The organism is Polynucleobacter sp. IMCC 29146, assembly GCF_021395195.1.
GTDB lineage: Bacteria > Pseudomonadota > Gammaproteobacteria > Burkholderiales > Burkholderiaceae > Polynucleobacter.
Genome location: NZ_JAJVCR010000005.1, coordinates 102,859 through 128,375 on the forward strand (window position 1 = coordinate 102,859; position 25,517 = coordinate 128,375).

Consider the following 25,517-nt stretch of genomic DNA (forward strand, 5'->3'; position numbering starts at 1 on the left):
AATCCTACCATTGAATATATTTGAGCGTTTAGTAAAGCGGCGCATCGTTGCCACGGTGGCAATGCTTTTTGTAGTCACCTTAGCATGCGCTTTAGGGGCTTGGCAAATGCAACGCGCAGCTCAAAAAACCCAGCTAGCGCTCAATTTGCAATTGCAAGAACAATTACCCGTGCTAGATGCCAGCGCTAAGCACTGGACTCTTGCTGAAGCAAACCACCGCCGGATGCGTGCCTTAGGACGCTTTCTGCCAGACCAAGCAATTTGGCTAGATAATCGTCCACGCCCAAACGGGGGCCAAGCGGCAAACGGACAGTCAGGCTTTTATTTGCTAATGCCAATGCGGCTAGAGGGCGCACAGCAAAATATAGTTTGGATTAATCGGGGTTGGGTGCCACGGAATGCAGCAGAACGCACACAATTACCGCCGGTGCAAACCCCTAGCAATCTGGTGGAAATCGAGGGCACCGTATTTCCTTATGCCGATCGAGTGCTCGATTTAGCTGCCCAGTCTGGAGCTGCAGCCGCCTTACCCAAAGATCAAGTCCGCATTCAGCAAAATCTCGATCTTGCCGCCATACAAGCAGAGCAGCAATGGAATCAGCTACCCTTTATTTTGCGGCAAGCAGAGCAAGCGCAAAACGATGGTTTAGTGCGCAACTGGGCACCGCAAGCAGCAGGAGTTGAACGCCATTATGCTTATGCTTTTCAGTGGTTTGCCTTAGGCTTATGCGCGTTTCTATTTTGGTTGATTCATGGCTTAATGCAGCAGCGGCAGATCAGTCAAATGAACAAAGGCTCTAGTGAACGATAAGGAATTGTTGATACCGGCAACGCAAGTCGAGTTGCCGGGACCTAATCCGCAGACCCGACGTGGCCGGATTCAAATGATTTTGCTTTTATTGTTTTGTGCGGCACCCGTTATTGCCTCTTATTTAGCCTACTACGTTTTTAAACTAGAGGGTGGAAAAACGAATTTTGGTACCTTTGTTATCCCGCCTCAAGCAGTTAGCTCAGACTGGCTGGGGATTCCCTTAACTGGCAAGTGGACTTTATTAGTAGTTCGTCCAGCAGCAGAGTGTCGAGTCGGTAATGATGCTTGCGTGAAAACCTTATATCTGATGCGCCAAGTTCGTATCGCCTTGAGCAAAGAAAGTTCTCGCCTACGCTTGATATGGGTAGTGAGTGATGACAAACCAGTTGATCCAGAAATTCGACGCGCCTATGATCAAGCTTCGGCAGGCATGCAAATTTTCAACGCACCCACTTCACCAGCCCTTAAAGCGCAATGGGATCAATGGTTAAATCGTGAAAATGCCGGTCAGCAAATTCAACTCATTGACCCCCGAGGCGATAAGATGATGTGGTTTCCTGCGGAAGCATCGCCAGCTGATTTTGCCGCGATTCGAAAAGATTTAGATAAATTATTGCGGCTTAACCATAGCGGCGAAAGTTTACGATGAGTGACACCGTCATCCTTTGCTTAGAGTTAGGATTGATTGCCTTATTTTTTGCCGGCCTACCTGCTGCAATTTTGTTGTACCAGCGTAAATGGGGTCATTTTCAGCGCTTAAATTGGGCCTTGGTTTTTTTAACTTTTGATTTAATTATCTTTGGTGCCTTTACACGCTTAAGTGATTCTGGTTTAGGATGTCCAGATTGGCCTGGGTGTTATGGCACGTCGAACCCTTTGACAGCCTTAGCTGAAATTCGTTTAGCAGAAGCTGCTCATCCTGATGGCCCAGTAACAGTAATAAAAGCCTGGATCGAAATGATTCATCGCTATCTTGCCATGAGCCTAGGGGCACTTATTTTCTTGCAATTATTTTTGGCTTTTCGGCAGCGTCACAATTTAAGTAGCCATGCTATTTACGCTAGTCTTGGCTTGTTATTATTAATCAGCTTGCAAGGAGCATTCGGTGCCTGGACCGTAACCTTTAAATTACAGCCGATTATTGTTACTAGCCATTTAATCTTAGCGCTAATTTTTTTTGGTTCTTTGGTCTGGTATGCACAACAACCTTGGCCACATTGGCAATGGCAGCAGTCGCGGCGGCACTCCATCATGTCCATGAAACTCATTGTGTTGGGCTTAGTAATACTCTTAACCCAAATTTTTTTAGGGGCTTGGGTTAGTACTAATTATGCGGTCTTAGCCTGCCCCGATTTTCCTCTTTGTAAGGGCGCTTGGCTACCACCCATGGACTGGCAAGGCGGCTTTACTTTTTGGCGCGAGGCAGGTCAGGGTAGTAATGGTACTTATATAACAGCCGATACCTTAGTTGCGATTCATTGGGCACACCGATGCTTCGCGGTTTTGGCCCTGATTATCTTAAGCTGGGTGGCATGGCAGGGCTGGCATTTAGGGCGTTTACACCAATCGCCCTTGGCTCGGTGGGCGAGCGCTTTATTTATTATTCTCTTAACCCAAATCGGTACAGGCATCTCCAATGTTATTTTTCAATGGCCCTTAGTAGCAGCACTAATGCATACCGCAGGGGCTGCCGGCTTGGTATTGTGTTTAGTGCGGATGAGCTATTGGGCTAGCTGGTCTCCGCGCAACTTGCGTTTAGTGGCAACAGGGTGAGGGCTACTTGAAACCAGTATATAAAATGCCCAAGTGGCGCCAATATTGGGTTTTAACCAAACCTAGGGTGACGCAGTTAGCCGTTTTTTGTGCGGTGATTGGCATGTTTTTAGCAACTCCAGGTATGGTGCCTTACCGCATATTAATTGGCGGCGTAGTTGGCATTTGGTTATTGGCAGGAGCCGCCTTTGCAGTTAATTGCTTAATTGAACAAGTAGTTGATGCCAAAATGCGCCGTACGGCATGGCGCCCCTCTGCCACAGGTGAATTATCCCCTTATCAAATCATTGTCTTTTCAATTTTGCTAGGTTCTTTAGGAATGGTTGTGCTGTGGAATTTCACGAATCCTTTAACCATGTGGCTTACGGTCGCTACTTTTGTGGGTTATGCAGTCATTTACACTTGGCTGTTAAAGCCAGCCACCCCCCAAAATATTGTTATTGGCGGTCTATCCGGTGCAATGCCACCCGCACTGGGGTGGGCCGCAGTAACGAATTCTGTTTCCGCTGAGGCCTGGTTACTCGTATTGATTATTTTTGTTTGGACTCCCCCCCATTTTTGGGCACTTGCGCTGTATCGGCGCGAAGAATATGTACAGTCTGGATTACCAATGCTGCCAGTAACCCATGGCGAACGTTTTACCGTTCTTAATATTTTGTTGTATACCTTGATTCTCCTAGCGGCTACGGTATTGCCTTATTTATATGGCATGAGTGGTTGGGTTTATTTAATTGCGGCGCTCGGATTGGGCGGAATATTTATGGCTTATGCCATAGCGCTATTTGTATCCTATAGTGATGCGCTAGCGAAAAAAACCTTTCGTTATTCGATAACCTATTTAACATTATTATTTGCGGCGTTCCTGGTCGATCACTACATCAATTAAAATTTGTCATGCTTATTTTCTTACGCGCAATAACTCGAATTATTTTATTTTTCTCCTTGGCTTGGGTATTAGCAGCATGCGATTCAAAGCCGACCTTTAAAAATGTCGATATCACGGGTAGTAAGGCATTCGGTACCAATTTCGGCTTAATCGATACTGACGGTAAACTCCGCACACTTGCCGACTTTCAAGGTAAGGCGGTGGTGATGTTTTTTGGTTACACTCACTGCCCTGATGTATGTCCAACGACCTTAATTGAAATGCAAGAAGTGATGAGATTATTGGGTCCGCAAGCGGCTAAAGTGCAAGTGATTTTCGTGACACTTGACCCAGAGCGTGATACGTCTGAGGTATTAAAACAGTATGTACCTGCATTTAATCCAAGCTTTATCGGTTTACGGCCTGCCAATGAAGACGCTTTAAATCGGCTCACCAAAGAATTTAAAATTTACTATAAACGCGTTCCGGGCTTATCCCCAAATACTTACACCATCGATCACACTGCAGGCAGTTATGTCTTTGATCAAAAGGGACAGCTACGGCTTTATATTAAACATGGTCAAGGGCCTGAAGTATTGGCCCAAGATTTAAAGACGATCTTGCAATAGCGTGCGCATTTTTTTTAATGCTGCACCTTCAATTTGACGTACCCGTTCGGCAGAGATGCCATATTCATTTGCAAGCTCATGAAGCGTTTTCGCGCCATTGCCATCGGCATTAACAGCCAACCAACGCGCTTGCACAATATCCCGACTGCGTTCATCAAGGCCCTGCAAGGCCTTTTCTAGTTTTGGCCCTTGCATGGCATGGGTCTCAGCTTGAGCCATGACGGCAGTGGGTTCATGACGTTCGTCACTAAGCCATTGAATAGGTGCATAAGCTTCATCATCTTTATCGTCGCCATCCAGTGCGACATCGCCACCAGCTAAGCGCATTTCCATTTCTCTGACATCTGCCCCCCGCACGTCAAGGGACTTCGCTAGAGTTTCGATTTCGCTGGGTGACAAGGCATTGAGGGTTGGTTTATTGCTACGTAAATTAAAAAATAATTTACGCTGCGCTTTGGTTGTGGCTAGTTTTACCAAGCGCCAATTTTTCAAAATATATTCGTGGATCTCCGCTTTAATCCAGTAAATGGCATACGATACCAGCCGTGCACCTTGATTAGGATCGTAGCGCTTCACCGCTTTCATCAGCCCCACATTACCTTCCTGAATTAAATCGGCGTGGGGAATACCATAGCCTAAATATTGGCGCGCCACCGAAACCACTAAACGTAGGTGAGATAAGACTAAGCCACGAGCGGCATCCACATTTTCAGTACGACGGTAGTCTTGGGATAAATGCAGTTCTTCAGCAGCGCTTAACATTGGCAAGCGATTAACGTAACTTATATAGGCATCTAATGTGCCAACACCCAGGGTTGGTAAGGTAGAAAAAGCAGCAAAGTTTGAGCCAACCCGAGGTATGGGCTGCAGCGCTTCACTAATCGGCGTGGTACGTTTTTTATAGTTCATCGTTACTTGAATATAGCCTTCAATAATACTCCATTTTAGCACTCTTGGCAAGCGAGTGCTAGCCTGAAAATATCATGATAAGTACTTGATTTAATTAAATAATTCAGCAGCATAGTGAGCAGCGTTAAAGACCACTAGATCGCCAAGGCTTTCGCCTTTACCAAGCCCTAAGAGGCGGGGCTTTTCTGGGCCTTGCAATAAATGGGCTAAGGCACAAATGACCCCCCCTTTAGCCGTTCCATCTAGCTTCGTAATAATTAAATCGCTTAAGCCCAGCGCAGCATGAAAGGCCTTTACCTGGCTAAGCCCATTTTGACCCGTATTGCCATCCAAAATTAAGAGCGTATGGTGCGGTGCCCCAGGTAAGATTTTACCAATGACCCGCTTAATTTTTTTCAGCTCGGCCATGAGGTGATCTTGAGTAGAAAGTCGTCCGGCCGTATCAATCAGCAGAACGTCAGACTGGCGAGAAAGCGCCGCCTGAATTGCATCATGAGCGACTGCGGCTGCGTCTGCGCCATCTTGGGTAATAACATCAACGTGATTACGCAAACCCCACTCCTGTAATTGCTGACGTGCGGCAGCCCGAAAGGTATCGCCAGCCGCCAAGAGAATGGATTTACCTTGGTTTTGAAAGTGATGACACAGTTTGCCAATGGTGGTGGTTTTTCCAGCGCCGTTAACCCCAACAATTAACCAAACTTCAGGATGAGCAATAGACGACGAAGTGAGTAGGGGATTCGAGTTCGGCTCTAAGGTTTTGAGTAGCTCGGCCACCAATTGAATTAATAAAGCTTGAAGTTCGGCTGTAGAAGCCGTTTTTTGTAATTTAGCTGCGCGTCGAAGAGCGACCATCAGGGCTTCAGTGGTAGGCAAGCCCACATCACTTTGCAGCAAGGCTTCTTCCAGGGCCAAAAACCAAGCTTCATCAGGCTGATTTGCTTTGAATAAAGCGCCAAGGGTTTTACGTAAATCAAACATAATCGATACAATCTAAAAGATGCATCTTATCAATTTAATCTCTTGGATCGTGAATTAATCGATGCGCTACCTAGTATCAAAAATTTATTTAGTCTGCATTTTATTCCTGTTTAGCCCATATTCTGTGGCGCAAGCTACGCCCCCCAGTGTAGAAACCCATGAATTTACCTTGAGTAACGGCTTGCGGCTCATTGTGCGCGAAGACCATCGGGCGCCTACCGTAGCTCATATGGTGTGGTATCGCGCAGGCTCAATGGATGAAGTGAATGGTAAAACCGGCGTGGCCCATGTGCTTGAGCACATGATGTTTAAGGGCACAGATAAGGTCAAGACGGGAGAATTTTCCCGTTTAGTTGCAGCGGTAGGCGGTCGTGAAAATGCGTTTACTTCGCTTGATTACACGGCCTATTTTCAACAAGTTGAACAGTCTAAATTAGCGACCGTCATGCAACTTGAGGCAGATCGCATGAGCAATCTCAATTTTGACGATGCCGAATTTAAAAAAGAAATTCAGGTCATTATGGAAGAAAGGCGTTTGCGAACTGAAGACAATGCCAACGCCATTGTGAACGAGACCTTAATGGCTACTGCTTTTATGAGCTCGCCATACCGTCACCCTGTTATTGGCTGGATGAATGATTTAGAAAACATGCAAGCAGTGGATGCGCGCAATTGGTACACCAATTGGTATGCCCCCAATAATGCCATCGTAGTGATTAGTGGTGATGTAGACCCCGCTAAAGTCCGCGTTTTAGCTGAACAGTATTACGGCCAACATCCCGCAAAAACTTTACCCGTACGTAAGCCTCAAATAGAACCGATACAAATTGGCATTAAAAATGTCCTTGTTCAGGCACCGGCCGATACCCCACAGATTACGATGGCATGGAAAGTGCCCCATTTAGACCCCAGTAAGCCCGACCAAATAGAGCCATTTGCCTTAGAGGTTTTAGGGGGAGTATTAGATGGCTATGACAATGCCCGCTTAACTCGTGCCTTAGTAAAACAACAACGTTTGGCAGATGGCGTGGATGCAAGCTACGAATTGATTTCACGCGGACCGCAGTTATTTCAAATTAGCGCCACTGTAGCAAAAGGAAAAACCATTGCTCAGGTGCAAGTGGGCATTCGACAGGTATTGCAAGAGTTAATTACCCAAGGCGTTACTGAAGCAGAGCTAAAGCGCATTAAAGTACGTATCTTAGCGAATCAAATTTATAAGCGGGACTCGATTTTTGGTCAAGCAATGGAAATTGGTAGCGCAGAAATCGCTGGGGTTTCATGGCGCGAATTAGATAGTTTATTAGCACAGGTTCAAGCGGTTACTTCGGCGCAAGTTCAAGCCGTGGCAAAACGCTACCTCGTGGATGCAGGTTTAACAGTAGCTGTATTAGATCCGCAGGTACGTAAGACTAAATTAGCCAACCCAGTTGGCATGCCAACAGGTAATCTACAAATTGAGAAAAGGGCACAAAGTCAATGAAGTTGATGCTCAAGATCTTCACTCTCATCATCGTGAATGCCCTTATTTTGCTACCCTGCGCATGGGCAACTCCACCAATTGAAACTCTCACCTTAGCTAACAACGCTCGCGCATACTTAATCCAAACTAAAGGGCTGCCAATCATCGATATTGAAGTCACTATCGACGCCGGCGAGCGTTATGATCCAACTAATAAAAAAGGTTTAGCTGCTCTTACGGCTGGCTTATTAAGCCTTGGTGCACAGAGTGGCAAGAGGACATTGAGTGAGGCTGCAATTGCGGATGAAATAGCCGACTTGGGAGCCAGTTTATCAGTCGCAGCGGGTGGTGAAAGGGCTTCACTGCGCATCCGTAGTCTCAGTCGCGCCGACCTGCGTCAACGGGTGGTTGAATTGGGCGCAACGATTTTGGCGCACCCTAGTTTTGAGCCCAACATTGTTGCGCGCGAAAAGCAACGCTTAATTGCTGCGTTATTAGAGGCAGAAACGAAGCCGGAATTTATTCTGGAGCGGCGTTTTAAAAAAGCAGTCTATCGTGACTATCCGCTCGGATCTTTTGCTACACCCCAGTCGATTGAGAAAATTCAAGTGAGTGATCTCAAACAATTCCATCAACTGTTTTATCGCAGTGATCGCATGACAGTTAATTTGGTTGGCGATCTTAGCCCCCTAGAGGCTACGCAAATTGCTCAGGCGCTGATCTTGCAATTGTCACCCACCGGTCCAGCTATCCCAGCTTTACCACTACTGACTGAATCACCTGTCGAGCCAGCCACGGCAAGAGAAACCCAAATTGCCTTCGATGCGCAACAAACGCATATTGCGTTGGGTATGACGGCAGTGCCGCGCAATGATCCCGATTATTTCCCCCTTCTTGTTGGGAACTATGTTTTAGGAGGTGGTGGTTTTGTGTCCCGCCTAATGAATGAAGTACGAGAAAAACGCGGCTTAGCTTATAGCGTGTCTAGTTACTTTATTCCGGGAAAGAGCAATGGTATTTTCCAGGCCGGCTTACAAACGCGTAATGATCAGGCTGCCCTCGCTTTGGAAGTGGTGCGTGAGACGATTGCGCGTTTTATTAGTGAGGGTCCGAGCCCAGCCGATCTAGTAGCAGCTAAAGCAAATTTAAGTAATGGCTTTCCCTTGCGAATTGATAGTAATCGTAAGTTGCTCGACAATCTATCTTCAATCACGTGGAATAATTTACCGCTTGATACCTTGGAAACTTGGACGAAACAGTTGGAATTGGTAACTGTTGAACAAGTACGCCAAGCCTTTCAGAAACATTTAGCAATGAATCGCATGCAAACAGTTGTAGTTGGGGCGAGCGTCACACCCAAAAAATAAGTGCAAGTGACTGATATAAGGCAATCAATTTGATTAAATCGCCCCGCGCCTTACCGCAGCAAATTAGAATTATTGGCGGAGTTTGGCGCAGTCGCCAAATTAAAGTAATTAGCCAAGCTGGCTTGCGCCCCAGTACTGATCGCTTACGCGAAACCTTATTTAATTGGTTGGGCCAAGATTTAAGTGGCTTGCGTTGCCTCGATGTATTTGCGGGCTCGGGCGCTTTAGGATTTGAGGCGGCGTCGCGCAATGCCGCCCTAGTAGAATTAATTGAAAAACACAAAAACACTTTTTTGAATTTGACGCTCAATCTTCAAAATCTGAATAGTTACCCAGCGGCTGGAAAAGTTACATTACTAGAGGCTGATGGTTTACAGTTTTTAAAATCGCAAGCCGCAGGATCGTGGGATTTAATTTTTCTTGATCCACCCTTTCAAGAGCCCCAATTGCTTGTAGATGCCACCAAAGAGGCAGGACGAGTTTGTCAGTCTGGTCCCCAGGGCGCAATATACATCGAGTGCCCAGTAAGCACCGCTAAAGCGAATCTCATCTCTGGCCTGCAGAATTGGACTTGTGTCAAAGAGTTGGCCATCGGGCAGACCTTAGCATTGCTGTTTCGGGCCACTTCAGGCTAAACTGCGGTCTACTCATAGAGAGTGAAGTAATAATAAAAGAGGGGGAAGTATGGCAGTAGCTGTTTACCCAGGTACCTTTGATCCTTTCACCCGAGGGCATGAAGATTTAGTCCGTCGCGCTTCGAGTATTTTTGGCGAAGTCATTGTCGGGGTTGCTGATAGTCGCAGCAAAAAGCCTTTTTTTAATCTTGAAGAGCGTATTGCCATTGCCAAAGAGGTTTTAAACCACTATAGCAACGTAAAAATAGTCGGCTTTACAGGCCTGTTAAAAGATTTTGCTCGTGAGCATCAAGCACGGGTCATCGTCCGCGGTTTGCGTGCCGTATCCGATTTTGAATACGAGTTTCAAATGGCTGGTATGAATCGCTATTTATTACCCGATGTCGAAACCCTATTTTTAACGCCCTCCGATCAATATCAATTTATATCAGGCACCTTTGTACGAGAAATTGCTTTGATGGGCGGTGACGTCAGTAAGTTTGTTTTTCCTTCGGTAGAAAAATGGTTAGCGAAAAAATTAGCTGAGCAAAAACCATAAAATAAGACTGACCAATGGCATTAATGATTACCGATGACTGCATTAATTGCGATGTTTGCGAGCCAGAATGCCCAAATGACGCCATTTTTATGGGCCTCGAGATCTATGAAATCAATCCCACAAAGTGCACTGAGTGCGTGGGTCATTTTGATGCCCCTCAGTGTCGGCAAGTCTGTCCAGTAGATTGCATTCCGCTCAATCCCGCTTTTGTCGAGACCCCAGCAGAACTCTTATTGAAGTATCAGCAATTAAGCGCTGTAGTTACTGCAGTTACTGAGATGAATAACGAAAAGGTTAAGCCTTAGCAGCTTGTATGCAATGCTTGAGTCGCATTTTGCATATCACCGTCAAGTATTAATGGAATTACACCTAGGGCCTGATCTAGCGCAGATTCAAGCAAGACCTGCTCTTCTTTGCGAGGTTTTTTTAAAACATAATCAACCACTTCAATAGGCTTGCGCTCACTAGCAAGGTCGCGTGGATGGCCAATGCCAATGCGTAAGCGCCAAAATTTAGCACTACCTAGATGAGCCTGAATATCTTTAAGCCCATTGTGACCACCCGTACCGCCACCAAACTTCAGGCGCGCCACCCCTGGCTTGAGATCAAGCTCATCGTGGACCACTAAAATAGACTCGGCCGCTATTTTGTGAAAATGACAGCATGCGCCAACTGATTGGCCACTTAAATTCATATACGTATTAGGCTCCAGCAGATAGCGTTCAAGCCCCTTAAATTTGGTTTTAGCCACATATCCGAGAAAACGTTTTTCGTACTCTAGGTGAATTTTCAATTGGGCTGCTAAGGATTCGACAAACCAAAAGCCAGCATTATGCCGATCTTTTTCATGCTCCTCGCCTGGGTTGCCCAGACCTATAATTAACTGAATCATGGCGTTAATGTAGCTGAAGCTGGAAAAAATGTCATCGACAGACTTAAAAAAAAGAAAACCCGCGCTCAGCGGGCTTTCTTGAATGACAATTTACCTTAAGCCTTTGCGTCTTTATCTTTGTCTTTATCTTTAGCCGCATCTGCTGCTGCAGGGGCTGCCTCAGTAGCCACGGCAACGACTGTTTCGGGTTCGGCTTTAACAGTAGGGATACGCGCATTAGCAAGCACAGGATTTTCTTGTTCAATGTGCAAGACCAAGGTTACACCTTTGGGTAAGGCCACGTCTTTCGCATGAATTGAATGACCTACTTCAATTTTACTGAGATCAACTTCGATGAACTCAGGTAAGTCGGCTGGCAAGCAGGTAATTTCCAGATCATTAGCAATATGACTAATTACCGCACCACCCAATTTAATTGCGACGGATTCTTCTGCACGCGTAAAGTGCAAGGGAATGCGCATATGAATTTTTTCAGTGGCTGAGACGCGTTGAAAATCAATATGTAAAACAAGTGGTTTGAAGGGATGCATTTGGTAATCGCGGAGCAGGGCTTTTTGAGTCTTTCCCCCAATTTCAATTTCCAAAATAGACGAGTGAAAAGCTTCTTTGCGTAAGGCATGAAATAACGCGTTATGGTCTAGTTCAACCACTTGAGGCGTATTTTGACCGCCATAAATAATGCCCGGAGTTTTACCGGAGTTGCGTAGGCGGCGGCTCGCACCCGTTCCCTGCACGCTTCTTTCAAAAGCAACGACTTTCATAAGGACTCCCAATGTAGGTTAATTTCCGTTCGCGACCAAACAGAAAAGCCTCAAATTATAGCTTGCTTGGGGTTTGAGAACAATGCCAAGGGCCTGAGCAGACCAAAAATAGCTAAAAGAGCCCTTTATTCAGCAAATAGCGACATCACCGAGTCGCCCTTACTAATGCGCAGGAGGGTTTCAGCCAAAAGGGGGGCAACACTTAATTGGCGAATTTTCTTAACCTTACTTCCCTCTACAGTCAGGGGAATGGTATCGGTCACAACGACTTCGTCGAGCTCTGAGGCGGCAATTCGAGCCACGGCGCCACCCGACAAAACAGCATGGGTACAGTAAGCAGTAACCCCCTTAGCGCCCCGCTGTTTAAGGGCTTCAGCGGCTTTACAAAGGGTGCCACCAGTATCAATAATGTCGTCCATGATGACGCAGTGGCGGCCTTCAACCTCACCAATTAGGTGCATTACTTCAGAAACATTGGCCTTGGGCCGGCGTTTATCAATAATGGCTAAGTCACAATCTAGTTGTTTGGCCATCGCACGGGCCCGCACCACCCCACCAATATCGGGAGACACCACCAGTAAATCATCACCTTTTTTGTGTTGCAGGTCAGCTAGTAAAACGGGAGAGGCGTAAATATTATCAACTGGGATATCGAAGAAACCTTGTATTTGATCAGCATGCAGATCCATAGTTAAAACCCGTTCGATGCCCGCTACCGACTGCAGCATATTGGCCACAATACGCGCTGAAATAGCCACCCGAGCCGAACGTGGACGACGGTCTTGGCGAGCATATCCGAAGTAAGGAATCACTGCGGTTATGCGACTGGCAGATGCACGCTTTAGAGCGTCAATCATGACCATTAATTCCATTAAATTATCGTTTGTTGGCGCGCAAGTAGACTGAATTACAACGACATTTTTACCGCGCACATTTTCTTGAATTTCAACCTGAATTTCTCCGTCGGAAAAGCGTCCTACAAAGGCTTTACCGAGGGAGAGACTTAATTCTTGAGCTACTGCATTCGCTAGAGCAGGGTTGGCATTGCCAGTAAATAAGGTCAAGAAGTCGGAGTTCATAGGGGTAGATTTATTTAGGCTATGCAGTTATTTGGCAGGGGAGGAAGGATTCGAACCTTCGCATGCTGGAATCAAAATCCAGTGCCTTAACCAGCTTGGCGACTCCCCTGTAGTGTGTCATTTTGATGAAATCGCATTGTAAGCGGAATTTTGATTTAAACCCCCCACTACCCGTCCAACCCACCCCTGAGGCAGATGAGCACAAAGATCTGCAACGCGAGATTGGGCATTGGCATCAGGCAGGGCAACATACACGCTGCTGCCAGAGCCCGACATGCGGGGTTTAGAAAAAGGTAGCATCTGTTCAATCCAATCTAAGGCTTGCTGAACTGCGGGGCAAATTTGTACGGCAACCGCCTGACAATCATTGCCCCATTTATTTTTCAATGCGGGAGAAGCTAAATAGTCATTGATTGTAATCGGGGCATGGTTACGGGTCAATTCAGGCGCCTGGAAAATCGTGCTGGTGGCAATCGATGCGCCAGGAAAAATAACTAAATAGCGTGTCGGTGGTAGTTCTATTTCCTGTAATCGTTCCCCAATACCTTCGACAAAAGCATTTTTTCCAAAGAGAAAAAAGGGCACATCAGCCCCCAGTTGGAGACCTAGTTGCATGAGTGTGGGCAAATCTAAATGTAATTTCCATAAATCGTTTAGGCCCAGCAGAACCGCAGCTGCATCTGATGATCCGCCACCTAGCCCAGCACCCACGGGGATATTTTTTTCTAAGGCAATGCTTACTCCCGCTTTAGTGCCGCTAAAATTTTTAATGAGTTCAGCCGCCCTGACAACGAGATTGTGTGCCGCATCGATACCAGGTAGTGAGGTAGAAAGATGAACCTGTTGATCAGTAGCAAGTTTAAGGGTGATTAAATCGCACCAGTCGATCAATTGAAAAACCGATTGCAAAAGATGATAGCCATCATTGCGGCGGCCTACTATATGTAAAAATAAATTGAGCTTCGCCGGCGCAAAAAGTTGTATTGTCTTAGTTGCTGGCATAGTCAAAAACCAGCCGAACCTCAACGGAGCCTAGATTCGTATTGCGAATCATGGTCAGCTTTTCAAGTTTGTTGGGATTTAGCCAATCGTAACTTAAGGTCCACCCATCTTGTTTTATTTGGGTTACCTGTCCGTCACTATTGCGTTCAACACTCGCGCTACTTCCTGGTCTGGCCTGGGCTCGCATCCAGTCAGATAAACCGCGGGCGGGTAGGGCAAGACCCAGTGCATTCAATAATAAAGTATCCGCATCAAACGCTTTGAATATTTCGCCATTGCGCTCAAGCGTAGCTTCGCCAGGGGTAACAGTAATTTTGGCCAGCGCCCCACCAATAGGATTACGAATTTCCAAGACATCGCTTAATTGATTTTGGGTAAGGGTAAAGCCACCCGAGCCTCCTTGATTACGACCTTCTACACTACCTGTTACATTCACTGAGAAGCGTCCATCCCATTGAGCTGATTTAGTTTCATTGTGACTAACCCAATCTGGCTTCAGGCGCGCTAAGGTTTCGCGTAAGGTAGCATTATTCGCATCTAATTTTTCTGCTTGGCGCCACGAGACTTCAGCAGCACTCATTTGTTGCTGGCTCCACTGCACTTCGCCTAAATGGGCAGCAATATCTGCCTCTGGTTTAGTTTGCAGCGCTTGCTGTAATTGCTGGGTTGCTAAAGCCGTATTGCCAAGGCGAAAATTAACCCACCCTAGACTATCTAAAATAAAAGCATCATTAGGAGAAAGTTGATGTGCCTTAGTGATGAGGACAAGCGCTTCGGGTAATTTTTGCTTGCGATCGGCTAAGGAGTAACCCAAGGCATTTAAAGCATTAACATCATTCGGATTTTGGCTCAAAATAATTCGCAAGACCTTTTCCATCACTTCGGGGTGACCTGCTTTATCGGCCGCCATGGAGTAAAGGAAAAGAATTTCTTTGTCTTGCGGTAGCGGATTGACTGCAGAAATAATGCTATAAAAAGCCCGCATGGCATTATCTTCATTAGCAGCCTTAGCAAACAGAGGCATGAGACGCTTAATAGTTGTTTCACGATCAGTCGGTTTTTGACTACGCAACAGAGCAATGGTGGGCTGTACGGCGTCAGGCCAGCGCTGGTTAAGCATAAGCAAGGTCACTAACACTTCTTTTGAGTTGCCTGGTGAGGTCCCCGCTAAACTGTCCCAGCTTTCAGCTGCCTCTAAGGCACTGTCAGGAGCGCCCGCAGCCAAAGCAATTTCCATTGCCCGTTGAGCCAAACGGGGGTCGCGGGTTTTGCGCGCTAAGCTTAAGTACGTTTGATACCCCAAGCCAAACTCGCCCCGTTGCACAGCGATTTCAGAGGCCAGTATTTCAAAAATAGCCTGCCCACCATCATTTTCAGCAACTGCTTGAGGGCGCTCATTAAAAGGCTCAGCAAGGACTGGCAGTGCACCACAGCAGTTTAGGCCAAGGGCGAAACTAAGCAATAAAAAAGGTTTCATAACCCCATTCTAATCGCGGAAACTACAATCTATTTATGCCCGAACTACCTGAAGTAGAAGTAACCCGTCTTGGTATCCAAGCCCACCTTGTGGGACGAAGCATCTCTGGCCTCGAAGTGCTTGATGGTCGGCTCCGCTGGCCAGTGATAAAAAATCTGGCTACCATCCTTCGCGGCCAACAAGTTCAAGCGATTGAACGCCGAGGCAAATACTTACTGCTGCGCTTAGATCGGGGTTATTTACTCATCCACTTAGGTATGACAGGTGTATTACGAATTTTGCCCACCCCTGACTTACCTAAACCACATGATCGAGTCATTTTTTATTTGGGCTCTCTCAGTTTGCGTTTACACGATCCCAGAAAATTTGGCGCCGTGATTTGGCATCCAAACAGTAAAGGGCCCGTCGCTTCGAATCCCCTGCTTAGTAAGCTGGGTGTAGAGCCACTGTCAGCAGACTTTGCTGGCGCAGCCGCAGCAGACCTGTTGTACCAAGCTTCGCGGGGTAGAACAATCGCAGTGAAGCAATTTTTGTTGGCTGGACAAGCCGTAGTGGGGGTAGGCAATATTTACTGTTCGGAAAGCCTATTTGAAGCCGGTATTCATCCTGCTAAAGCAGCTGGACGATTAACCCGCCCAAATTGTGTACGTTTAGCTATGGCCATTCGCGCGGTCTTAACGCGGGCCATTAAAGCAGGGGGGAGCTCATTGCGCGATTTTGTTAATAGCGCGGGTGAGCCAGGGCACTTTATGATGCAAACCAAAGTATATGATCGCCGTGATCTGCCCTGTAGGGTATGTCAAACCCCAATTCGTCAAATAGTGCAAAGTCAACGTTCAACCTACTACTGCCCAGTGTGCCAAAAACGCTAAATCGAGATCAGTTTGCAACAGTACTGTTGCGCTGGCATCAACAAGATGGTCGCGCCGGGTTGCCTTGGCAAAATTTACACGATCCTTACGCTATCTGGGTCTCTGAAATTATGTTGCAACAAACACAAGTCAGCACTGTGCTTGAACGTTATCCTAAGCTCATGCAGCGCTTTCCCACAGTTCAGGCGCTAGCTGCTGCCCCCTTAGATGAAGTATTGGCAGAATGGAGTGGATTGGGTTACTACAGTCGTGCACGTAATTTGCATGCTTGCGCAAAGCAAATAGTGCAGGATTATGGCGGGCAGTTTCCTCGCCAATTAGCGCAATTAGAAAAATTAGCAGGCATTGGTAGGTCAACCGCAGGTGCGATTGCTGCATTTGCATTTAATCTGCGTACGCCAATCTTAGATGCAAATGTGAAGCGGATTTTAGCAAGGTTATTTGGCGTTGCAGGTGCGGTACAAAGCAAGGCAGTTAGCGAGCAATTGTGGCAATTAGCCCAAACGCTCTTGCCACATGAGGCGAAATTCATGCCACGCTATACACAGGCTTTAATGGATTTTGGTGCCACATGGTGTACTGCGCGACAACCGATTTGTTTAAGCCAAAAAAATAGTCAAGAAAAAAAATGTCCATTCGAAAGTAGTTGTATTGCCAAACAACATAATCAAGTACTTGAGTTACCCAAGAAACTAGTCAAGAAAAAATCACCTGCATTTAACTGTGTGATGCTCATCATTCAAGCCCAAGAGCAGATTTTATTGCAACGTCGGCCAACCGAGGGTATCTGGGGTGGCTTATGGTCTTTACCTGAATCGAGTTGGCAAAAAATAACGCTAGATAGCGTTGTGCAGACGCCAAAAATAAAAAAAAATATTAGCACCAAAAAATTACTGCAAATGATTTTTTCATCAGGCCACGTTGCAGAAAAAGTATTAGACCAATTGATTAAATTAAGTACTAAGCCAGTAGCAGGCTTAGTACTCAAGCATGTGTTTACCCATCGGGTATTGTGGATTCAGTCTTGGCGTATTCAATTGAGCAAGCCCATAGCCATAGCGGGAACAGATTACGCTTGGTTTAGGCTGAACGAACTAGATGCACTTGGCTTGCCGCAAGCAATCCGCCTTATTTTTCAGGATTGGAATCTAATTCGCGATGCCGATAAAGCAAATGAATAGGTAAGGTGCTGACTGCATTTTTTTCTAGGGCTTGGCCCAGTCGATTGATTAAGTAAACCGAGCGATGTTGTCCACCAGTGCAGCCAATGGCAATAGTTAAGTAACTACGACCATCAGCGATGTAATGGGGCAACCAATTTTGCACAAAGCGAATAATGTCATCGGCCATTGCATTGACTTCCGGAATTGCGCTTAAAAAGCGTTTAACTAGTTCATCCCTACCCGTTAAGGGGCGCAGTATTTTGTCGTAGTACGGGTTAGGAAGACAGCGCACATCAAAGACCAGGTCAGCTTCACCAGGCAAGCCTTTTTTAAAGCCAAATGATTCAAGGATGACGGTTAAACCCACTGGTTTATCTTTAATCAAATCTTGAATCCAAGAGCGCAGTGTATGGGCGGGCAGATTGCTGGTATCGATACTATGCGCTTCCTTACTAAGGGGTTCAAGTAGCTTGCGCTCGAGTTCTAGGGCCTCAATTAAGGTGCTTGCTAATGTCTGTTCAGAGTTAGCGCCCGCTTTAACTGAAAGGGGATGGCGGCGTCTGGTCTCAGAAAAACGCTGCACTAAGGTATTCGTATCAGCATTAATAAAAAGGACGCGTACTTGATGGTTAGCTTGTAATTGTTTAAGCAGTTGCGGTAATTGGGCAATCGAATCACCACGACGAGCATCAATGGCAACTGCAACCCGCTCCCTTTTTTCAATTTCTAGGGTCGCAATTAAAGCTTCTAATAAAGATACCGGTAAATTATCAATACAGTCGTAACCAGCATCTTCGAAGGCTCGCAAAGCAACAGATTTACCAGAACCCGAAATACCCGTAATTAGGTGAATTTGCATTTTAAAGTAAACGCCCTTGCAGCTTACTATTTTCTGCGTCAGCGTTCATTTGGCTCCGCTGCCGTTCGATAAATTCTTTGAGGGTATCAATACCGCGTAATTGCAAAATAGTATTGCGCACCGCAGCTTCAACTAAAACAGCTAAATTACGGCCAGCAGCAACCTGAATTTTAACTGTACGAATTGGCACATCGAGTACGTTAATATGCTGAGCGTCAATGGGTAAGCGCTCAAACTCTCCGTCTGAGCGACGCACGAGTTGAACGATTAAACGTAATTTCAGTCGCCGCCGAACCGCTGTTTCGCCAAAAATAGTGCGAATATCGAGCAAACCAAGACCGCGTACCTCCAACAAATCGCGCAAAATAATCGGGCATCGACCTTCGATGTAATCGGGGCCAAGCCTTGAAAAGTCAACGGCATCATCAGCAACTAAACCATGGCCACGGGAAATTAACTCGAGCCCTAATTCGCTTTTACCAAGACCCGATTCACCCATAATTAAGACGCCCAAACCTAGGATATCCATAAAGACACCATGCATGGTAATGCGGGGCGCGCCGATTTTGCTTAAGTAAGTACGCAAATTGTCAATTACTGTTGCAGCAGAAACAGGGGTAGAAAATAGGGGGGTTGAAGAGCGCTGACAATACAGTTGTAGGTCGGGATCGGCCTCTTGACCATCGGCCACAATTACGCATGGGGGGTCTTTTGAAAGCATGCTAGCGAGCTGCATATGCCGCTGTTCTGGTGCTAGAGCAGCATGATAGGCAACTTCTTGAGTACCAAAAATCTGAATGCGACTAGGGTGGATGAGATTTAAGTGACCCACTAAGTCTGAGGAAGCAGAGGCGGCTAAGACAGCCTCGGACGGAAATTTACGCTCAGCACCTTCTAGACCACCAACCCAGGAGAGTTTTAAATCACCCACATTGTCATCAAAAATTTGTTGGGCGCTTAAGCTTTCAAGCAGTAATGACTGCGTCATGATTTAGGTCTTCCAATGGCATAGTAATTGGCACACTTTTTCAGGGTCAATTTCATTTTCTAATGCGACACGTGCCTTTGGGTCAGAGAGTACTTGAGCAATTGCAGAAAGTATTTCGAGGTGCTCTTGAGTAGCTTTTTCTGGCACCAAGAGAAAAACTAAAATACTCACCGGCAATTGATCTGGTGCGGCAAAATCAATTGGCGTTGCCACTTTAATGAAGGCTGCGCAAGGATGCTTAAGGCCTTTGACTCGACCATGGGGAATCGCTACCCCAGCACCTAGGGCAGTGGAGCCTAGTTGTTCGCGCGCATTCAAAAAACTACAGACTGTGTCAGCTGAAATGGGCTTGAGTTGTTCAGCAAATAAAGCGGCAGCAGCTGAAAATACCTCGCTCTTATTTTTAGCGGGGCTGTTAAGCGCAATACAGTTTGTAGTAAATAGGGGGCTGAGAACATTCATTCAAAAGGCTTTTCGTGCTGGTAGTCTTGGTGCTTTTCTTTATATTTCATTACTTGTCGTTCTAATTTGTCCACCACATTATCCATCGCATGGTATAGATCTTCGTGATGTGCTTGAGCAAACAGTTCTTTCCCTTTCAGATGCAACGTGATTTCAGCAGTTTGGCGCAGATTTTTCTCTTTAGCATTATCAATCATTAAAAATGCTGAGGCATCAATTACCTGATCAAAGTGCTTGAGAATTTTTTGCACTCCATTTTCAAGATGCATCCGAATTCCAGGTGTAATTTCAAGATGACGACTATTAATTTTTAGATTCATGAGCAAGTCCTCGATTATTTAAAGTCGGTTGTTGTCGCGACGAAACTCTAGGTTAGCAGTGATTCGAAGCAATTCCAAGGGTTTTACAATTTTTTCATTACATGCGGAAATTTTCACCCAAATAGACCCGCCTAACGGCATCGTTTTGAATAATCTCATCGGGCTTACCGGCTGCCAAGACGCTACCTTCACTAATAATATAAGCATGGTCGCAAATACCAAGGGTTTCACGCACGTTATGATCGGTAATCAGAACACCAATTTGGCGGTCTCTTAGAAAGCGCACAATGCGCTGAATTTCTCCAACCGCAATAGGGTCTACCCCAGCAAATGGTTCGTCGAGCAAAATAAACTTTGGCTGAGAGGCGAGGGCGCGCGCAATTTCAACTCGTCTGCGTTCACCGCCTGAAAGCGATAAAGCCGGGTTGTCGCGTAAATGGCTTATCTGGAGCTCATCCAGTAATTCATCGAGGCGCTGGCGAATTTCTTTTTTACCGAGCGCTTTGCCCCCTTGAACTTGCAGTTCAAGAACCGCTTGAATATTTTCGGCCACTGTTAGTTTGCGAAAAACGGAAGCCTCTTGCGGCAAATACGATAAGCCCATTCGCGCCCTCTCATGAATAGGTAAATGACTAATTTCCTTGCCATTAAGCTGAATCGTGCCACCATCAAATGGTACTAATCCGACAATCATATAAAAGGAAGTCGTTTTGCCGGCGCCATTGGGGCCAAGTAAACCGACCACCTCACCGCTTTTAACTTCAATAGTGACATCGCGTACAACTGCCCGTGAACCATATTTTTTTTGTAAATGCTGCGCTATCAGAATGGCTGGCAGATTACTAGCGGGAGAAGGGGATTTCATTTGCTCGGAGTCTTACGGCGTGGCGACAAAATAGCCCGCGCTAGGGGGGGTGAGCTTAGCAGGGAAGCATCTGTAGTAGGGGGAATCACTAGATAGCGTTGCTGTTGATCATCGTACTGAATTTTCCAGCCAGATAAGTTATCAAGGGTTTGCATATTTAATAAACGCTTAAAGTTTGCCTCACCAATTAAGGTTAATACTTCATTTTTATTATCGTACAAAATTTCTTTACCACGTCCCTGCATAAATTCTTCTGCAGGGCCTTCACGTCGCTCGCGAATGCTGGCAACAAGCTCAGGCGTACCTTGAATTTGAATTGCTTGATAGCCCTCGGGGTCGATTTGAATCACACTATCTGCACCTGTAATCACAATACTGCCTTTAACCAACAAAATATCGCCTTTTAAGATGTAACGTTGGTCTACATCATCTACAGATACCGAATCAGCATTAAGAATTAAGGCTTTATCTCGATCCGCTTTTTCTGCGATCGCAAATGAAGAAAAAAAACCGTAGCAAAGACTTAGCAGGATGAAAAAAACACCATATTGTTTATTTCTCATTTCAGCGTTGACCCTGCTGTTCTCGCTCAATACGACCTTGTACTTTGCCAAATAAAGTCATGGTTTGAGTCACATTATTAAAGCTGCCTCCTTCATTTGAAGTCAAAATGGAGAGACCTTGCTCAAGGGTTAAGGGATAGCGAGTGTTAATCAGATCTTCATTAATGAGCACTTGAAAATAATTAGATAGCGCAATCATTTGCGATGCCGCTTTTTGAGTTTCGAGGGCGGGTTGAGCAGGACGAAAAATTTCTGCGTTTCCAGACAAATCGAGGATCGAAATATCGCCATCTAAGTGACCCACATTCGCTTGCACGGTAACTGGTACTTTTGGGGGTTGAAAGGAACGCATGCGTGGCGCCGTAATATCAATGGTGGCATCGTCTTCATAGTGAATTAATTGTTTACCGATGACCCGATTTTTTGTTTCGCCTAATTCATTTAAGGTTGAGAGCGCGCCATTGGTAATAGTGTAATCAGGCACATGCAAACGCGCTGGAGCGCTAGCAGGTAGCGTAACGGGGCTATTTTTTTCAACTAACCAATAGGTTGCGAGGGTCAGGCCTAACATTAATACCAGCGGCGTGAGGCCCAACAGCGTGCGCAAAATACCCATTTTGACCCGCTGTAAATTCCATTCCATCATCTACTTACCAGCCTTCTTTAGCAGGGCTTCGTAGCGATTTTGGGCTTGTAAAATGAGATCACATAGCTCCCGTACAGCGCCATAACCGCCGGCTCGTTCAGTAATTAAATGGGCCTGTTGTTTAACGCCAGCATGGGCCGAGGCTGGGCAAGCAATCAGGCCTGCCTGATGCATCATTGGCAAATCAGGCCAATCGTCACCCATTACTGCTATATGATCGCGTTCGAGATTGAGCGTGGTTAATAGTTGCTCGAGGGCGATAGTTTTTTGAGTTACACCCATAAAAAGATGGGCGATACCGAGCTCAGCACAACGAGCGCTCACAATGGGAGAGCTTCTGCCAGTAATTACTGCACAGGGAATACCGCATTGTTGTAATAGCTTAATTCCCAACCCATCTTGAATATCAAAAGCTTTGGCTATTTCTTGGCCATCGGCTCCTAAATAAATTTGCCCATTCGTAAGCACGCCATCCACATCTAATACGAGTAGTTTGATGTGCGTCGCCCGCTCCCAAGCTTGGGGAAAGCGACTCAATGCATTGCTAACCGGCGTATTAAAAGCGTTAGACATAAATAGAAAAAAATTCAATTACCCTGATCACGGCGGCTTAAATTACCTTTGCAGCAAATAAATCATGCAAATTAAGCGCACCCAATAAACTGCCATCTGGGGCAGTCACCACCAAATGATTAATGCGAAATTTTTCCATCATCTCAATGGCCTCTTCTGCTAAAAGCTCAGGGGGGATGGTATGGGGTTGATTAGTAATCGCGGCTTGCAAAGAAATACCGCTTAAGTCGATTGACTTTTCAAGTAAACGACGCACATCACCATCGGTAAAAATACCAACAATTTTTTGTTGGTGATTCAAGACAATAACCATACCCATTTGTTTAGCGCTCATCTCGAGTAAGGCTTCTGGCAGAGTGGCATCAATGTTAATTTGGGGAGTTTGATTCAGGGGTCGCATGACTTCGCTAACATAGCTAAATTGTTTTCTGCCTAAGCGCCCACCAGGATGGGAGCGAATAAATTCTTCCGCTTGAAAACCCTTAATATCAAGTAAAGCTACAGCTAGGGCGTCCCCCATTGCTAAAGCTGCCGTTGTACTGCTGGTAGGCGCTAAATTGAGAGGGCAGGCTTCTTTTGCTACGCTCGTATCTAAATGTGCATCAGCCAACTGTGCTAATGAGGAATTCGGGGCGCCGGTGAGGGCAATGAGTTTTGCCCCAGTGCGTTTAATGATGGGCAGAATCGTAAGCAATTCATTCGTTTCGCCGGAATTAGATAGCGCTACAAAAACATCATCGCGGGTCACCATTCCTAAATCGCCATGGCTAGCTTCAGCAGGGTGCACAAAAAAAGCGGGTGAACCGGTAGAGGCAAAGGTAGCTGCAATTTTACGGGCAATATGACCCGATTTCCCAATACCCGAGACCACAATGCGTCCCTTACAGTCGTGTAGCAATTCAACTGCTCGAATGAGGGTTTCAGCATTTGCGCCTTCTAGGCGGTCGCGCATGGCCTGCAAGGCTTCGGCTTCGATGGTGAGGGTATCACGGGCCAGCATTAGGGTTCGGTCACGGGTCTTCGCTATCATGGGATCAGTATATGCCGTCAGTCCTTCAATTAACGCTCATTTTGTTAGGCTCTGGAGTAGCCGGGGTCCTTATTTTCCGCTATTTTGGTTTACCACCAATTTTGGGCTATTTATCCATTGGTATTTTAATTGGTCCCAATGCCTTGGCAGTGGCCAATGATTCGGCAACGGTAAAGTATTTAGCCGAGTTTGGCGTGGTTTTTTTGATGTTTTCCATTGGACTGGAATTTAATTTACATAAATTAAAGGCCATGCGGACGATCGTTTTTGGCTTGGGTGGCAGTCAAGTCATTATGACGATGCTCTTGGCCGTGCCGGCGAGCTTCTTAATCAGTTCGTTTTATCCCTTATCTTGGCATGCCTCAATTGCGCTTGGTGGCGCATTAGCGATGTCTTCGACCGCTATTGTGACTAAATTACTAGCCGACCGTGCAGAGTTAGAAATGGAGCATGGCCGCAATGTGATTGGCATTTTATTGTTTCAAGATTTGGCAGTGGTTTTTCTCTTAATTTTATTACCATCGCTGGGTAAAAACCCCCATGACTTATTCGAAGCATTATCGCTAACCGCAATCAAGCTAACAATAGCGTTAGTGTTGATCTTTTTTATTGGCCAAACTCTAATGAGTCGCTGGTTTAAATTAGTGGCGCGTTTACGTTCGCAAGAACTGTTTATGCTCAATTTACTTTTAATTGTTTTGGGAATGTCAGCGTTAACAGCCTATTTTGGTTTGTCATTAGCCTTAGGCGCTTTTTTAGCGGGAATGTTAATTTCAGAAACACCCTATCGTCACCAAGTTGAAGATGATATTAAGCCATTTCGCGATGTTCTTTTAGGCCTATTTTTTATTTCTATTGGGATGTTATTAGATTTGCAAGTGCTGGTTGCTCAGTGGCATCTGGTATTGCTTTTATTGATAGCCCCCTTAGCTTTGAAGTTTATAGTGATTACTGTTTTAGCGCGCCTGTATGGTTCCAGCCCTGGGGTTGCCATCCGCACGGGTTTATGTTTGGCGCAGGCGGGAGAATTTGGCTTTGTGTTACTAACTCAAATTGACGGCTTAGATTTAATTGACCCGCTACTGAGTCAAGCGGTGCTGGCGGCGATGCTGTTGTCAATGCTAGGGGCGCCTTTTTTAATTCAATTTAGTGAGCGGCTTGCAATGCGCTTTGCGAGTACAGAGTGGCTTTTGCAGTCGCTTGCCATCACGCGTGTAGCTGCACAAAGTATGCGCAATGATCAACATGTGCTTATTTGTGGTTTTGGGCGCTCGGGCCAAAGTTTGGCACGTTTATTGGATCAGGAAAAAATTCCTTATCTGGCCTTAGATCTCGATCCCGATCGTATTGCCGAAGCTGTATCAGCTGGAGATCGAGTGGTCTATGGAGATGCGAGCCGTGAAAACTATTTAGTTGCAGCAGGTTTAGTAAGGGCAAAGGCTGTGGTAATTACCTTCGCCGATACGATAGCGAGTTTAAAGGTACTGCATCAGGTTGAAAAACTGCGGCCTGGAATGACAGTCTTAGTTCGCACTACCGACGATGCGGATTTGGGAAAATTACAAGCCGCAGGAGCCACTGAAGTAATCCCCGAGTTAATCGAGGGCAGCCTCATGTTAGCTTCACATGTCTTACTCATTATGGGGGTGCCAATGCGCAAGGTGGTTAGAACAATTACGGCAGCTCGTGAAGCGCGTTATAGCTTATTGCGGGGATATTTTCGGGGTTCTACCGACGAGGATTTTAGTGAAAACGAAGCTTGGCGCTTACATACCGTCACGCTGATGCCCGGCGCACTGAGTATAGGCAAGACTTTGGCAGAGCTACATTTTGAGTTAGATGGCATTACAGTGCAAGCAGTCAGACGGAAGCTGATGGGCGCTGATTACACCAAGCTAGACCTCAAGCCTGACTTACACTTACAAGCGAACGATATTTTAGTTTTATCGGGTAATTCTGAAGCGCTTGAAATAGCCGAAGCTAAGCTTATTTAGA

Annotated in this window: 29 protein-coding genes and 1 tRNA gene; 13 read left to right on the top strand and 17 right to left on the bottom strand. The window is 46.0% G+C overall.

From position 1 onward, the window contains the following. Positions 1 to 10: 10 nt before the first annotated feature. The 5 genes from LZT22_RS07680 to LZT22_RS07700 are packed head-to-tail and all read left to right on the top strand — an operon-like array spanning position 11 to position 4,078. Complete coding sequence (locus LZT22_RS07680) at positions 11 to 811, top strand: SURF1 family protein (RefSeq protein WP_233924496.1); 801 nt, start codon at positions 11 to 13, stop codon at positions 809 to 811. Continuing rightward, on the top strand, positions 801 to 1,460 hold the full coding sequence (locus LZT22_RS07685; RefSeq protein ID WP_233924497.1) for a hypothetical protein: 660 nt from the start codon (positions 801 to 803) through the stop codon (positions 1,458 to 1,460). Before LZT22_RS07680 ends, LZT22_RS07685 begins: the two co-directional genes overlap by 11 nt. Beyond that, positions 1,457 to 2,584 (top strand): heme A synthase, encoded by a 1,128-nt coding sequence (locus LZT22_RS07690; RefSeq protein ID WP_233924498.1) that lies wholly within the window; start codon positions 1,457 to 1,459, stop codon positions 2,582 to 2,584. Before LZT22_RS07685 ends, LZT22_RS07690 begins: the two co-directional genes overlap by 4 nt. Before the next feature lie 25 nt (positions 2,585 to 2,609). Next, positions 2,610 to 3,470, top strand: a complete 861-nt coding sequence (cyoE, locus tag LZT22_RS07695; protein ID WP_233924499.1) for a heme o synthase — start codon at positions 2,610 to 2,612, stop codon at positions 3,468 to 3,470. Between the two features lie 8 nt (positions 3,471 to 3,478). Next, a complete protein-coding gene (locus LZT22_RS07700; RefSeq protein ID WP_233924501.1) occupies positions 3,479 to 4,078 on the top strand; it encodes an SCO family protein in 600 nt (199 codons plus the stop codon). Here the strand turns inward: LZT22_RS07700 and rpoH are convergent. Next, complete coding sequence (gene rpoH / locus LZT22_RS07705; protein WP_233924502.1) at positions 4,058 to 4,987, bottom strand: RNA polymerase sigma factor RpoH; 930 nt, start codon at positions 4,985 to 4,987, stop codon at positions 4,058 to 4,060. The genes LZT22_RS07700 and rpoH overlap by 21 nt on opposite strands. A gap of 90 nt (positions 4,988 to 5,077) precedes the next feature. Beyond that, on the bottom strand, positions 5,078 to 5,968 hold the full coding sequence (gene ftsY, locus LZT22_RS07710; protein ID WP_233924503.1) for a signal recognition particle-docking protein FtsY: 891 nt from the start codon (positions 5,966 to 5,968) through the stop codon (positions 5,078 to 5,080). A gap of 61 nt (positions 5,969 to 6,029) precedes the next feature. Here ftsY and LZT22_RS07715 point away from each other — a divergent pair, with 61 nt between their 5' ends. The 5 genes from LZT22_RS07715 to LZT22_RS07735 are packed head-to-tail and all read left to right on the top strand — an operon-like array spanning position 6,030 to position 10,275. Further along, the gene (locus LZT22_RS07715) at positions 6,030 to 7,451 is read left to right on the top strand and encodes a pitrilysin family protein (RefSeq protein ID WP_233924504.1); all 1,422 of its coding nucleotides are present in this window, start codon (positions 6,030 to 6,032) and stop codon (positions 7,449 to 7,451) included. After that, on the top strand, positions 7,448 to 8,797 hold the full coding sequence (locus LZT22_RS07720; RefSeq protein WP_233924505.1) for a pitrilysin family protein: 1,350 nt from the start codon (positions 7,448 to 7,450) through the stop codon (positions 8,795 to 8,797). Before LZT22_RS07715 ends, LZT22_RS07720 begins: the two co-directional genes overlap by 4 nt. Positions 8,798 to 8,826: 29 nt before the next feature. Then, a complete protein-coding gene (gene rsmD / locus LZT22_RS07725) occupies positions 8,827 to 9,432 on the top strand; it encodes a 16S rRNA (guanine(966)-N(2))-methyltransferase RsmD (RefSeq protein ID WP_233924506.1) in 606 nt (201 codons plus the stop codon). Between the two features lie 49 nt (positions 9,433 to 9,481). After that, positions 9,482 to 9,970 carry a pantetheine-phosphate adenylyltransferase gene (gene coaD, locus LZT22_RS07730; protein ID WP_233924507.1) on the top strand — a complete coding sequence of 163 codons (489 nt, stop codon included), beginning with the start codon at positions 9,482 to 9,484 and terminating at the stop codon, positions 9,968 to 9,970. 14 nt (positions 9,971 to 9,984) lie between these two features. Further along, complete coding sequence (locus LZT22_RS07735) at positions 9,985 to 10,275, top strand: YfhL family 4Fe-4S dicluster ferredoxin (protein ID WP_233924508.1); 291 nt, start codon at positions 9,985 to 9,987, stop codon at positions 10,273 to 10,275. Here LZT22_RS07735 and pth read toward each other — a convergent pair. From pth to LZT22_RS07765, 6 genes are all read right to left on the bottom strand, one after another. Next, positions 10,272 to 10,862 carry an aminoacyl-tRNA hydrolase gene (gene pth, locus LZT22_RS07740; protein ID WP_233924509.1) on the bottom strand — a complete coding sequence of 197 codons (591 nt, stop codon included), beginning with the start codon at positions 10,860 to 10,862 and terminating at the stop codon, positions 10,272 to 10,274. The genes LZT22_RS07735 and pth overlap by 4 nt on opposite strands. Positions 10,863 to 10,957: 95 nt before the next feature. Next, entirely contained in the window at positions 10,958 to 11,623 is a 666-nt protein-coding gene (locus tag LZT22_RS07745; RefSeq protein ID WP_233924511.1) for a 50S ribosomal protein L25/general stress protein Ctc, read from the bottom strand. A 125-nt stretch (positions 11,624 to 11,748) separates the two neighbouring features. Further along, positions 11,749 to 12,702 (bottom strand): ribose-phosphate pyrophosphokinase, encoded by a 954-nt coding sequence (locus tag LZT22_RS07750; RefSeq protein WP_233924513.1) that lies wholly within the window; start codon positions 12,700 to 12,702, stop codon positions 11,749 to 11,751. A 32-nt stretch (positions 12,703 to 12,734) separates the two neighbouring features. Then, positions 12,735 to 12,811, bottom strand: a tRNA-Gln gene (locus tag LZT22_RS07755). 8 nt (positions 12,812 to 12,819) lie between these two features. After that, on the bottom strand, positions 12,820 to 13,704 hold the full coding sequence (gene ispE, locus LZT22_RS07760) for a 4-(cytidine 5'-diphospho)-2-C-methyl-D-erythritol kinase (protein ID WP_233924514.1): 885 nt from the start codon (positions 13,702 to 13,704) through the stop codon (positions 12,820 to 12,822). Then, positions 13,691 to 15,181, bottom strand: coding sequence for an outer membrane lipoprotein LolB (locus LZT22_RS07765; RefSeq protein ID WP_233924515.1), 1,491 nt, complete (start codon positions 15,179 to 15,181; stop codon positions 13,691 to 13,693). Before LZT22_RS07765 ends, ispE begins: the two co-directional genes overlap by 14 nt. A gap of 35 nt (positions 15,182 to 15,216) precedes the next feature. On the opposite strand from LZT22_RS07765, the gene mutM reads away from it, so the two are divergent. Then, on the top strand, positions 15,217 to 16,053 hold the full coding sequence (gene mutM / locus LZT22_RS07770) for a bifunctional DNA-formamidopyrimidine glycosylase/DNA-(apurinic or apyrimidinic site) lyase (protein ID WP_233924516.1): 837 nt from the start codon (positions 15,217 to 15,219) through the stop codon (positions 16,051 to 16,053). Next, a complete protein-coding gene (mutY, locus tag LZT22_RS07775) occupies positions 16,038 to 17,234 on the top strand; it encodes an A/G-specific adenine glycosylase (RefSeq protein WP_233924517.1) in 1,197 nt (398 codons plus the stop codon). The genes mutM and mutY overlap by 16 nt, the downstream gene beginning before the upstream one ends. On the opposite strand, the gene rapZ is transcribed toward mutY, so the two are convergent. The 9 genes from rapZ to LZT22_RS07820 form a co-directional block, all read right to left on the bottom strand. Further along, on the bottom strand, positions 17,182 to 18,075 hold the full coding sequence (gene rapZ, locus LZT22_RS07780; RefSeq protein ID WP_233924518.1) for an RNase adapter RapZ: 894 nt from the start codon (positions 18,073 to 18,075) through the stop codon (positions 17,182 to 17,184). The genes mutY and rapZ overlap by 53 nt on opposite strands. Position 18,076: 1 nt before the next feature. Further along, positions 18,077 to 19,063, bottom strand: a complete 987-nt coding sequence (gene hprK, locus LZT22_RS07785) for an HPr(Ser) kinase/phosphatase (protein ID WP_233924519.1) — start codon at positions 19,061 to 19,063, stop codon at positions 18,077 to 18,079. 3 nt (positions 19,064 to 19,066) lie between these two features. Further along, complete coding sequence (locus LZT22_RS07790; RefSeq protein WP_233924520.1) at positions 19,067 to 19,525, bottom strand: PTS sugar transporter subunit IIA; 459 nt, start codon at positions 19,523 to 19,525, stop codon at positions 19,067 to 19,069. Continuing rightward, the gene (gene hpf, locus LZT22_RS07795) at positions 19,522 to 19,845 is read right to left on the bottom strand and encodes a ribosome hibernation-promoting factor, HPF/YfiA family (protein WP_233924522.1); all 324 of its coding nucleotides are present in this window, start codon (positions 19,843 to 19,845) and stop codon (positions 19,522 to 19,524) included. The genes LZT22_RS07790 and hpf overlap by 4 nt, the downstream gene beginning before the upstream one ends. 97 nt (positions 19,846 to 19,942) lie before the next feature. Continuing rightward, on the bottom strand, positions 19,943 to 20,710 hold the full coding sequence (gene lptB / locus LZT22_RS07800; protein WP_233924523.1) for an LPS export ABC transporter ATP-binding protein: 768 nt from the start codon (positions 20,708 to 20,710) through the stop codon (positions 19,943 to 19,945). Then, positions 20,707 to 21,273 (bottom strand): LptA/OstA family protein, encoded by a 567-nt coding sequence (locus LZT22_RS07805; protein ID WP_233924524.1) that lies wholly within the window; start codon positions 21,271 to 21,273, stop codon positions 20,707 to 20,709. Before LZT22_RS07805 ends, lptB begins: the two co-directional genes overlap by 4 nt. A gap of 1 nt (position 21,274) precedes the next feature. Then, entirely contained in the window at positions 21,275 to 21,916 is a 642-nt protein-coding gene (gene lptC / locus LZT22_RS07810; protein WP_233924525.1) for an LPS export ABC transporter periplasmic protein LptC, read from the bottom strand. A gap of 3 nt (positions 21,917 to 21,919) precedes the next feature. Next, positions 21,920 to 22,492 carry an HAD family hydrolase gene (locus LZT22_RS07815; protein WP_233924526.1) on the bottom strand — a complete coding sequence of 191 codons (573 nt, stop codon included), beginning with the start codon at positions 22,490 to 22,492 and terminating at the stop codon, positions 21,920 to 21,922. Positions 22,493 to 22,529: 37 nt separating this feature from the next. Then, positions 22,530 to 23,522: an SIS domain-containing protein gene (locus LZT22_RS07820; protein ID WP_233924527.1), complete on the bottom strand. Its 993-nt coding sequence runs from the start codon at positions 23,520 to 23,522 to the stop codon at positions 22,530 to 22,532. Positions 23,523 to 23,533: 11 nt separating this feature from the next. On the opposite strand from LZT22_RS07820, the gene LZT22_RS07825 reads away from it, so the two are divergent. After that, on the top strand, positions 23,534 to 25,516 hold the full coding sequence (locus tag LZT22_RS07825; RefSeq protein ID WP_233924528.1) for a monovalent cation:proton antiporter family protein: 1,983 nt from the start codon (positions 23,534 to 23,536) through the stop codon (positions 25,514 to 25,516). Position 25,517 lies beyond the last annotated feature (1 nt).

What these genes read in the sequence shown, in the direction of transcription:
- LZT22_RS07690 (WP_233924498.1), top strand. Translation starts at nt 1,457, where the DNA reads ATGAGTGACACCGTCATCCTTTGCTTAGAGTTAGGATTGATTGCCTTA.
- cyoE (WP_233924499.1), top strand. Translation starts at nt 2,610, where the DNA reads ATGCCCAAGTGGCGCCAATATTGGGTTTTAACCAAACCTAGGGTGACG.
- LZT22_RS07700 (WP_233924501.1), top strand. Translation starts at nt 3,479, where the DNA reads ATGCTTATTTTCTTACGCGCAATAACTCGAATTATTTTATTTTTCTCC.
- rpoH (WP_233924502.1), bottom strand. Translation starts at nt 4,987, where the DNA reads ATGAACTATAAAAAACGTACCACGCCGATTAGTGAAGCGCTGCAGCCC.
- ftsY (WP_233924503.1), bottom strand. Translation starts at nt 5,968, where the DNA reads ATGTTTGATTTACGTAAAACCCTTGGCGCTTTATTCAAAGCAAATCAG.
- LZT22_RS07715 (WP_233924504.1), top strand. Translation starts at nt 6,030, where the DNA reads ATGCGCTACCTAGTATCAAAAATTTATTTAGTCTGCATTTTATTCCTG.
- LZT22_RS07720 (WP_233924505.1), top strand. Translation starts at nt 7,448, where the DNA reads ATGAAGTTGATGCTCAAGATCTTCACTCTCATCATCGTGAATGCCCTT.
- coaD (WP_233924507.1), top strand. Translation starts at nt 9,482, where the DNA reads ATGGCAGTAGCTGTTTACCCAGGTACCTTTGATCCTTTCACCCGAGGG.
- LZT22_RS07735 (WP_233924508.1), top strand. Translation starts at nt 9,985, where the DNA reads ATGGCATTAATGATTACCGATGACTGCATTAATTGCGATGTTTGCGAG.
- pth (WP_233924509.1), bottom strand. Translation starts at nt 10,862, where the DNA reads ATGATTCAGTTAATTATAGGTCTGGGCAACCCAGGCGAGGAGCATGAA.
- LZT22_RS07745 (WP_233924511.1), bottom strand. Translation starts at nt 11,623, where the DNA reads ATGAAAGTCGTTGCTTTTGAAAGAAGCGTGCAGGGAACGGGTGCGAGC.
- LZT22_RS07750 (WP_233924513.1), bottom strand. Translation starts at nt 12,702, where the DNA reads ATGAACTCCGACTTCTTGACCTTATTTACTGGCAATGCCAACCCTGCT.
- ispE (WP_233924514.1), bottom strand. Translation starts at nt 13,704, where the DNA reads ATGCCAGCAACTAAGACAATACAACTTTTTGCGCCGGCGAAGCTCAAT.
- LZT22_RS07765 (WP_233924515.1), bottom strand. Translation starts at nt 15,181, where the DNA reads ATGAAACCTTTTTTATTGCTTAGTTTCGCCCTTGGCCTAAACTGCTGT.
- mutM (WP_233924516.1), top strand. Translation starts at nt 15,217, where the DNA reads ATGCCCGAACTACCTGAAGTAGAAGTAACCCGTCTTGGTATCCAAGCC.
- rapZ (WP_233924518.1), bottom strand. Translation starts at nt 18,075, where the DNA reads ATGCAAATTCACCTAATTACGGGTATTTCGGGTTCTGGTAAATCTGTT.
- hprK (WP_233924519.1), bottom strand. Translation starts at nt 19,063, where the DNA reads ATGACGCAGTCATTACTGCTTGAAAGCTTAAGCGCCCAACAAATTTTT.
- LZT22_RS07790 (WP_233924520.1), bottom strand. Translation starts at nt 19,525, where the DNA reads ATGAATGTTCTCAGCCCCCTATTTACTACAAACTGTATTGCGCTTAAC.
- hpf (WP_233924522.1), bottom strand. Translation starts at nt 19,845, where the DNA reads ATGAATCTAAAAATTAATAGTCGTCATCTTGAAATTACACCTGGAATT.
- lptB (WP_233924523.1), bottom strand. Translation starts at nt 20,710, where the DNA reads ATGAAATCCCCTTCTCCCGCTAGTAATCTGCCAGCCATTCTGATAGCG.
- LZT22_RS07805 (WP_233924524.1), bottom strand. Translation starts at nt 21,273, where the DNA reads ATGAGAAATAAACAATATGGTGTTTTTTTCATCCTGCTAAGTCTTTGC.
- lptC (WP_233924525.1), bottom strand. Translation starts at nt 21,916, where the DNA reads ATGGAATGGAATTTACAGCGGGTCAAAATGGGTATTTTGCGCACGCTG.
- LZT22_RS07815 (WP_233924526.1), bottom strand. Translation starts at nt 22,492, where the DNA reads ATGTCTAACGCTTTTAATACGCCGGTTAGCAATGCATTGAGTCGCTTT.
- LZT22_RS07820 (WP_233924527.1), bottom strand. Translation starts at nt 23,522, where the DNA reads ATGATAGCGAAGACCCGTGACCGAACCCTAATGCTGGCCCGTGATACC.
- LZT22_RS07825 (WP_233924528.1), top strand. Translation starts at nt 23,534, where the DNA reads ATGCCGTCAGTCCTTCAATTAACGCTCATTTTGTTAGGCTCTGGAGTA.